At 40.1% G+C, this 7,122-nt stretch carries 9 protein-coding genes; 6 read left to right on the top strand and 3 right to left on the bottom strand.

Annotation, left to right across the window (positions count from 1 at the left end; genetic code table 11):
• Positions 1–559 precede the first annotated feature (559 nt).
• The 3 genes from B4F99_RS11255 to B4F99_RS11245 all read left to right on the top strand — a co-directional run bounded on the left by B4F99_RS11255 (position 560) and on the right by B4F99_RS11245 (position 2,026).
• Complete coding sequence (locus B4F99_RS11255; RefSeq protein ID WP_214853296.1) at positions 560–1,108, top strand: hypothetical protein; 549 nt, start codon at positions 560–562, stop codon at positions 1,106–1,108.
• Positions 1,109–1,408: 300 nt separating this feature from the next.
• Positions 1,409–1,729 (top strand): hypothetical protein, encoded by a 321-nt coding sequence (locus tag B4F99_RS11250; RefSeq protein ID WP_053451887.1) that lies wholly within the window; start codon positions 1,409–1,411, stop codon positions 1,727–1,729.
• 3 nt (positions 1,730–1,732) lie between these two features.
• Entirely contained in the window at positions 1,733–2,026 is a 294-nt protein-coding gene (locus B4F99_RS11245; RefSeq protein ID WP_053451888.1) for a type II toxin-antitoxin system RelE family toxin, read from the top strand.
• 280 nt (positions 2,027–2,306) lie between these two features.
• Here the strand turns inward: B4F99_RS11245 and B4F99_RS11240 are convergent, their stop codons facing one another.
• Together B4F99_RS11240 and relB are read right to left on the bottom strand one after the other, a co-directional pair.
• Complete coding sequence (locus B4F99_RS11240) at positions 2,307–2,576, bottom strand: type II toxin-antitoxin system RelE family toxin (protein ID WP_214853298.1); 270 nt, start codon at positions 2,574–2,576, stop codon at positions 2,307–2,309.
• Positions 2,573–2,797 (bottom strand): type II toxin-antitoxin system RelB family antitoxin, encoded by a 225-nt coding sequence (gene relB / locus B4F99_RS11235; RefSeq protein WP_214853310.1) that lies wholly within the window; start codon positions 2,795–2,797, stop codon positions 2,573–2,575. Before relB ends, B4F99_RS11240 begins: the two co-directional genes overlap by 4 nt.
• Before the next feature lie 969 nt (positions 2,798–3,766).
• Between relB and B4F99_RS11230 the strand changes: the two genes are divergently transcribed.
• The 3 genes from B4F99_RS11230 to sstT all read left to right on the top strand — a co-directional run bounded on the left by B4F99_RS11230 (position 3,767) and on the right by sstT (position 6,494).
• The gene (locus B4F99_RS11230; RefSeq protein ID WP_251137833.1) at positions 3,767–3,943 is read left to right on the top strand and encodes a hypothetical protein; all 177 of its coding nucleotides are present in this window, start codon (positions 3,767–3,769) and stop codon (positions 3,941–3,943) included.
• Positions 3,915–4,595 carry a hypothetical protein gene (locus B4F99_RS11225; RefSeq protein WP_290757961.1) on the top strand — a complete coding sequence of 227 codons (681 nt, stop codon included), beginning with the start codon at positions 3,915–3,917 and terminating at the stop codon, positions 4,593–4,595. Before B4F99_RS11230 ends, B4F99_RS11225 begins: the two co-directional genes overlap by 29 nt.
• A 627-nt stretch (positions 4,596–5,222) precedes the next feature.
• On the top strand, positions 5,223–6,494 hold the full coding sequence (gene sstT, locus B4F99_RS11220) for a serine/threonine transporter SstT (protein ID WP_290757959.1): 1,272 nt from the start codon (positions 5,223–5,225) through the stop codon (positions 6,492–6,494).
• A 113-nt stretch (positions 6,495–6,607) separates the two neighbouring features.
• Here the strand turns inward: sstT and B4F99_RS11215 are convergent, their stop codons facing one another.
• Entirely contained in the window at positions 6,608–6,994 is a 387-nt protein-coding gene (locus tag B4F99_RS11215) for a hypothetical protein (RefSeq protein ID WP_290757957.1), read from the bottom strand.
• Positions 6,995–7,122: the final 128 nt, after the last annotated feature.

Genomic DNA, 7,122 nt, shown 5'->3' with positions numbered 1-7,122 from the left:
TCCCGAATCCAAGGGCAATGAGAGACCCGCAGTGGATGGATGATCCACTGCGGGTGAGAACGTACATCTGGTCTGTTCTATGTAGAAGGGTGTTATGGAGGATGCAGTAGTGAGACAGTAGTGGAGTGTACGAAGGTTCGAGGAGAGATAGCTGATTGAAGTGAATCGATCCTCTTGTAGATAGGTAGTGATGCTCTTTCTACTGGATGTACAACAGAAGAAGAATTTTCGGGCTCATGCGTGAGGCTGTAGGCTGCACGCAGCGACATCCTCATCGCACCGCTGCCCTTCTGCCGAATCGATAACGAGAGCTGCGACTCGCCTGCGCGAGGCATCTCTACGTTCCTGTTCCTTGCGACGAAGGACACGGAGCGTTAGAAGCATGATTAAAATAAATTACCATAATCATATATAAAGACTCTAATAACGTAAATTGGATTTAAATGATAGTTATTTACTATTTTAAAAAAGTATTGTTAAATTATTTCAGTCTAGAAATTGGGATTTTTATTTGAATTTCTTTTCTTAACATGAATTAGGTAGGATGGGAGATTAGCAAGTGGAACAAAAATTTAAGAAGTATGTCATACTTCCGATCATTGTTGTCTTTATTTTCTTTATCGGATCACTCTTTGGAACGTATAGTGCACAGACTGAAATCGAGGATGGCGCTCTCTATAGTGATGAGTTGCGAGAGAAAAATAACGCTCTTAAAGAAGAGAATAAAGACATATTAGATTTAGTGAAACAGCGTGATGCCATTAAAAAAGATTATGAGAAAACAAAAGACAAGAACAAGTCACTCGAAGAAAAAATTAGTAAGAAAGAAGATGTTCTTAGTGATTTAACTTTTGAAGTCATCTACGCAAAGCGTAAGCCCATTACACTGAGCCCTGGTCAATATATCATCGGTGATGATGTGCCAGTCAATCGATACCGTGTTGAAAGTATTGGAGAAGGGTCGAATTTTACAGTTAATTCTATGGATGGAGACTTGAAAGTGAACACGATTCTCGGTGTGGATGGAGTAAACTCTTATACATTCTTTGGGGAAGATGGAGATGTATTAGAGACTCAAGCAGATGTAAAATTAAAGGTCATTGAATAATCTTTTGATTACGAATTAACGAATACTCGAAAATAGCAATGAATTTATAGTAGAAATAATCAACTGGTGTTTGTATTGTAAACTTATATTCAACGTAATTCAGATTGCTGTATATAAATAAAATAGCGTCTAACAAGCAATAGGGAACTCAGTAAATGAGAACCCTATTGTTTTTTGGGGTTTTATTGCAAAAATAGGGGTTAACCATAGATAGTACAAGAATCAAAAGGAATGTTTAAAAGTCTTTTAAAAGTCTTTTAAAAGGTGTATACTAAAGAAAAATAAGAGGAGGGCATAATGATGGGAATGCGAATACTTGATATTCCAACCACTTCTATATCTGACGTGAAACGGTCTCCTATGGAAGCTTTCCAAAAAGCAGATCGTGAAGCGGCCGGCGTATATGTTTTTAACCGTGAAAAAGTTGCAGGCGTCATGTTGACGCAACAGCAATACGAATCACTCAATAAAGAAATTGAAGAATTGTACAGTCGATTAGATGATTTGACTGTTGAGATGCGACTATCTAATAAAAATGTCCGCACTTATACTGATTCAGAAGTCCGTGGAGAACAGGTAACTCACCCTACGACTATTGATGAAATGGATGGGTGGGAGTGATCATTGTATCAACTTGAGTGGACGCAGTATTCGAAAGAAGATTACGATAACCTTGATGGTAGTCAAAAGATATTCGTAGACAAAGCATTGAACCGTATCATTTCTATAGGAATGGCGGCAGGACAGCCACTCAGTGGAAATTTGTCGCATTGCAATAAGTTAAAAAATAGAAAAATGGGATTACGCGTTGTTTTTAGAGAAGTAGAGGGTAAACTCCAGATCATTCAAATTGTAGCGATCGGTAAACGGGATAAAGATGAAATTTATAAAATGGCTGAACAACGATTAGATGGATAATTGAAAAAGGATCAACGTTCAGATACTCGATGGTATCTATACGTTGATCCTTTTTGTCGCACTTTTTGAAAAGTATGACCGAAGTTATTTATCTTTTTTATTCATAAAAGGACTATTAAAAATACATTGATAAAAAGATGCGTTTATAGACTTTGATATTGAAATCGATCCATTCGATTCATTTATTGTGAAAGAAAAATCATTTTTGTATACATAACGGTCGTTTTAAAAACAAAAAATGAAAACTCACATATTTCCTCAGATGTGAGTTCTACCTGTCTTATTTATAGATATCACGACGATGCCCGATCTTGAGAATCAAAATCACGACTTTTTCATCTTGAATGTCAGCAATCAGACGATAGTCGCCGATGCGATACCGCCATTCGCCCGAGCGATTCGAGACGAGTCCTTTCCCATGACGACGCGGATCATCCGTCCCGACAAGGTTCTTCTTGATCCAGGACATGATGATCCGCGCTTGTTGTGGGTCCATCTTCTTGAGAGATTTTTGAGCCCCACGCTCGAATTCTACATTATAAGCTGTCATTCTAAATCAAGTTCCTTCATCATGTCGTCGAAAGATATCGCTTCTGATTTTTTACGGTGTGCTGCCATCGAATCATGATAGAGTTGTAAATCGATTTCGTTTTCGATACGGTCGAGGACGGCATCACGAACAAGTGTAGAAATCGTGATGTTCTTTGCCTTCGCATATTCCTTGATAAGTCGTGTATCTTGATCATCCAGACGTACGGAAATGGTACTCATGATTATCAGCTCCTTTGTAATACATCGTAATACACATTAAGGTTTTAGTACATAGGATTGGGTGACAATCCTAAATAATGATTCTTTGAAGTGCTGAGATTCGCCTTGTAAACATCCTAAATGAGCACGATTGAATCTAAAAAAGTGAATGAAATTATGTTCAAATTAAAGGAAATATAGTCATTCATCTTCGATTTGACCATGTTTAGTAAGGTGATGATCATGATAATTCCTTACATTCTCCTCGTTTGCGAAAACAGGATATGCATCCAAATGCTGCCCGTATCGGTTACAAGAAAACAAAAAGTGTTTTAAATTGAAGAAAGATCAAGGTACAGATTTGTTTAAGCATCTGTATCATTTTGTCAATTGGCGTCATCCTATTTTGTTCGTTGACCGTCAGACATTACGGTTACGTCTGTGTCTTAGGTGGACTGTTCATATTATACGTGGTAAGCGCAGCATGGTGAGACCTATAGGAATGTAGAAAGCAAGATAAAGGGAGCACAAATCATGGTTCAATTACTAAAACAAGTCGACGATCGTGTGTATCACATCGTCTTTCACCAAAAAGGGTGTACTTTATTCTGCCGGGAAGGTGTTGCAGGCGATCGATAGCGAGGATATGATGGAAAGAAATGAAGAGTCCGCAACGAAGCGGATCGTTTTCCAAAACTCGTTCCTCGCGTATCGTCAGAAAAAAGCATGGATACGTGAAAAATTAAACGATGGCTACACCCGTTCTCCGTTTGCTCTGTCTAAAGCGATAGATTGTCGAGCCGACCGACGCATCATATAGTTGCTTATTTTAAGCGCTTTACTCGTCTCATTAAGTGGATTACTGACGCTGACCGATATCTTACCGATTTTGGATACATAACACTCGTCGTTCTGATGCTTTTCTGGCCGATGCATCTCGAAGGGAAATCCGCGCATGTTCGCATGTATCGATGGTCAGGAGCACTTTTTTTGTTCGCATTAGCCGGCTCATCGAAACACTATTTATCACCGATCAATCTCTCGATTAACGGAGCAGTCTGTCTCATCTCAGGATTCATTCTCCTGTTGTATGCGTCAGAACAATTACAGGAACTTGCGACGAAAGGAATCACATATCATGACGAATCAACAAACGAAGGTGATTGAACTCAAGCGTAATAATGGTCAAACGACCGACTACTGGGTCAGTTACCGGATGGGGCGCACGCTGTATCAGGTATCCGTGCAAGAACAAGCGGATGGTCAAACGGATGAAGGGGAGGTCGTCAAAGAACGTTTTCCGTTCTATTTCGGAATGAAAAAGCGGATGCTCGAGTTAGCGGAAGAGAAAGAAGCACTTGGTTTTAGACTGTTGACCGAAGAGGAAAAAGCAACGCCTGTCATCGAGGAAGAAGAACCGACGCTCGATCCTGCTTTCTTCAAGCCAGCTATTCGTTATGCCTCGTGGATGCTTGGTCTCGGAATCCTCCTGTTTTTCCTGCCTTCACCGATCATAAACGGACTCGCGTTCGGACTCGGCTTATTCGTCTGGTATGAGACGTTTGGACAAGCCGGAATGCCGCACAACTATCAGAGATATTTCCACGGGATGCTTGCTGGATTGACGATTTTACAGGTTTTATCTGCGATTGAGTTGGAACGATTTGCTCAACCGTATTATGCGACGATTTGTGTGCTATCCGCGATCGTGTTGGTGTTGCTCGTCGTGCAGAACCGATTGAAAGAAACCGATCAAATCGGTCAGGAGGAAAGTGTTCGGGTTAGGAAAATGAAGGACCATTCTGACATAGATCTTTAAAAACGTATTCACTCAACTTTCGGAAGACTGGAAGACTTTACGATGCTGTAAAATATAGGCATCACTTAAATCATTTTAGTCAGTCTATTGTAAAAAACATAGGGATGTCATACCAAATGATCAATATATTTTAGAACTGATCTTACTTGTCTGGGCGATTGGTGCACTCGTCATCATCATTACGCAAGCGCGAAACACATTTGGTGTTTAATCCTTTGTGGAGATATTTTTGATTCTTGAGATTTTATTACTTGTTGTTCTTTTGATTGCCAAATGCAAAAAAAATAATGGTCTCTTAAGTAGTAAAGGAAGGTCAGTTAACATTTATACATAAAGATTTAGTTAACATAATGAAGTAGGAGACAGTATGATCCGTTTCCTACTTTTTTTGTAATTATGCAATCGATTGCATTCGTATTCTCATTTAACATCCAGGAAAAGGAATTATATTTCTTGCAAAAAACTAGTTTTTATTTCTAAGGATTTATGTAAAAATAGAAAACAATAAACTGAGAGAATTTTTTGAAAAGTGAGCGACCAGATCATTCATCGTTTTGGAATGAGAGAGAGAAGTCATCATTTTTCGAATTCTAATATCTTATTTTTTGAAAGCCTGGAGGGGAATGTATGAAATTGTTGAAGATGTGGAACCAAATCAGTTTAGTGAAACAAATCGCGATCGGCTTGATCGTAGGGATTATTTTAGCCGTCACGATTCCTGAAGTAGCGAGTTCTTTGACCATCTTTGGAACATTATTTGTTTCCTCACTAAAGGCAGTCGCGCCGATTTTGGTCTTTTTCCTAGTTATGGCTTCGATTGTGCAACACAAAAAAGGTCAGCAGACGAATATGAAATCAATCATTTTCTTGTATCTGCTCGGGACGTTCTTAGCGGGAGCCATTGCGGTCATCGTCAGTTTCCTTTTCCCAGTGAACATTCGATTGACAGAAGGTGCGGAACAATTGGCTGCTCCGGGGAACACGGTTGAAGTTCTTCAAAAACTCGTCTTGAATATGGTCGATAATCCAGTCAATGCGCTCATACAAGCGAACTACATTGGCATTCTGACTTGGGCGATCGTGTTAGGAATCGCTTTAAAAAATGCGTCCGATACGACGAAGACATTTATCTCGAATTTTTCTGACGCCATTGCGAAAATGGTCGGATGGGTCATCAAACTTGCTCCTCTTGGTATCATGGGAATCGTCATTGGCTCTGTTACGGAAAACGGTCTTTCTTCATTGCTCGATTACGGGAATTTATTATTGGTATTGATTGGCACGATGCTTGTCGTAGCACTCATTGTTAATCCTCTCATCGTGTTCATCAACGTTCGTCAGAATCCATATCCACTCGTCTTCAAATGTATCCGGGAGAGTGGGATTACCGCTTTCTTCACACGAAGCTCAGCTGCAAACATTCCAGTCAACATGGAATTATGTAAGAAACTTGACCTCAATAAAGAGACGTACGGGATCTCGATTCCGCTCGGTGCCACGATCAATATGGCGGGAGCGGCCATCACGATTTCCGTCTTAACGTTAGCAGCGGTTCATACGCTCGGTATCCCAGTCGACCTTCCGACAGCCATCATCTTGAGTGTTCTCGCTGCCGTTTGTGCATGTGGCGCATCCGGTGTCGCTGGCGGTTCGCTCCTTTTGATTCCGCTCGCATGTAGCTTATTCGGGATTCCGAATGATATCGCGATGCAAGTCGTAGCAGCGGGTGTTCTAGTCAGTGTGTTACAAGATTCGTTTGAGACAGCACTCAACTCGTCAACAGATGTCTTATTCACTGCGACAGCAGAATATCGAAAACGGTTGAAAGAAGGCGAACACCTCTCGATTAATCGTCAATCGATGAATGAGGAAGTAGCAGAAAAAGTCGTTAACGGCTGATCAGATTCGCTATTATCTTAATAAGAAAAGGCATCCCAGTTGAGGATGCCTTTTCTTATAGACAACCCTCGTTTCGTGATTGAAATAAGGGGTTTCTACAAGTTGTAATCCATTTAACCTTCTCCTAAAGCAACGTATTTTTTTAATTTCCCTTTAAAACTCACCAAAAGAATTTCATTCCTTTCTTTCGTAGAGTATATGACGGTACCCTTTGAGAGCTTCGTAGCAATTCCATTATCAAAATCGTATTGATCAGAACTCATTTTCTTGATTTCTCCGACTTTTTTCTTCTGAGTGACTTCTGTTTTCTCTGCCCATGTTACATCTGATTTGTAGATCGTATCATTTAGTTGAAAAATGTCAGCAGTAGAATCTTCTCCTAATGCGTCTAGTGCTGTCGGTTTTTCACTTGTATGTTGCATTTTCACTTCATTACTACAAGCAGCTAACGGCCATACAGTTATAATTGAGAGAGCGCATAACAAAACGATTCTTTTCATGACATAACCTCTTTCCCGTTTTTGTATGTTACTCCATGTCGACCATTTAACAACGGACTATCGGCAAAACAGGTCACAGGTTTCTGTTGTTCCATTCGTTTTAAATCCTGTCCGATGTATGCCCATCT

The organism is Exiguobacterium sp. UBA3491 (assembly GCF_002377745.1).
Taxonomy (GTDB): domain Bacteria; phylum Bacillota; class Bacilli; order Exiguobacteriales; family Exiguobacteriaceae; genus Exiguobacterium_A.
The sequence above is the reverse complement of the archived record's forward strand: the minus strand, read 5'-3'. Positions and strand labels throughout refer to the sequence as shown.

Bases quoted from the DNA above. Each gene is read 5' to 3' on its own strand.
- sstT (WP_290757959.1), top strand. From the start codon at position 5,223: ATGAAATTGTTGAAGATGTGGAACCAAATCAGTTTAGTGAAACAAATC.
- B4F99_RS11240 (WP_214853298.1), bottom strand. From the start codon at position 2,576: ATGACAGCTTATAATGTAGAATTCGAGCGTGGGGCTCAAAAATCTCTC.
- B4F99_RS11215 (WP_290757957.1), bottom strand. From the start codon at position 6,994: ATGAAAAGAATCGTTTTGTTATGCGCTCTCTCAATTATAACTGTATGG.
- relB (WP_214853310.1), bottom strand. From the start codon at position 2,797: ATGAGTACCATTTCCGTACGTCTGGATGATCAAGATACACGACTTATC.
- B4F99_RS11250 (WP_053451887.1), top strand. From the start codon at position 1,409: ATGGGAATGCGAATACTTGATATTCCAACCACTTCTATATCTGACGTG.
- B4F99_RS11225 (WP_290757961.1), top strand. From the start codon at position 3,915: ATGACGAATCAACAAACGAAGGTGATTGAACTCAAGCGTAATAATGGT.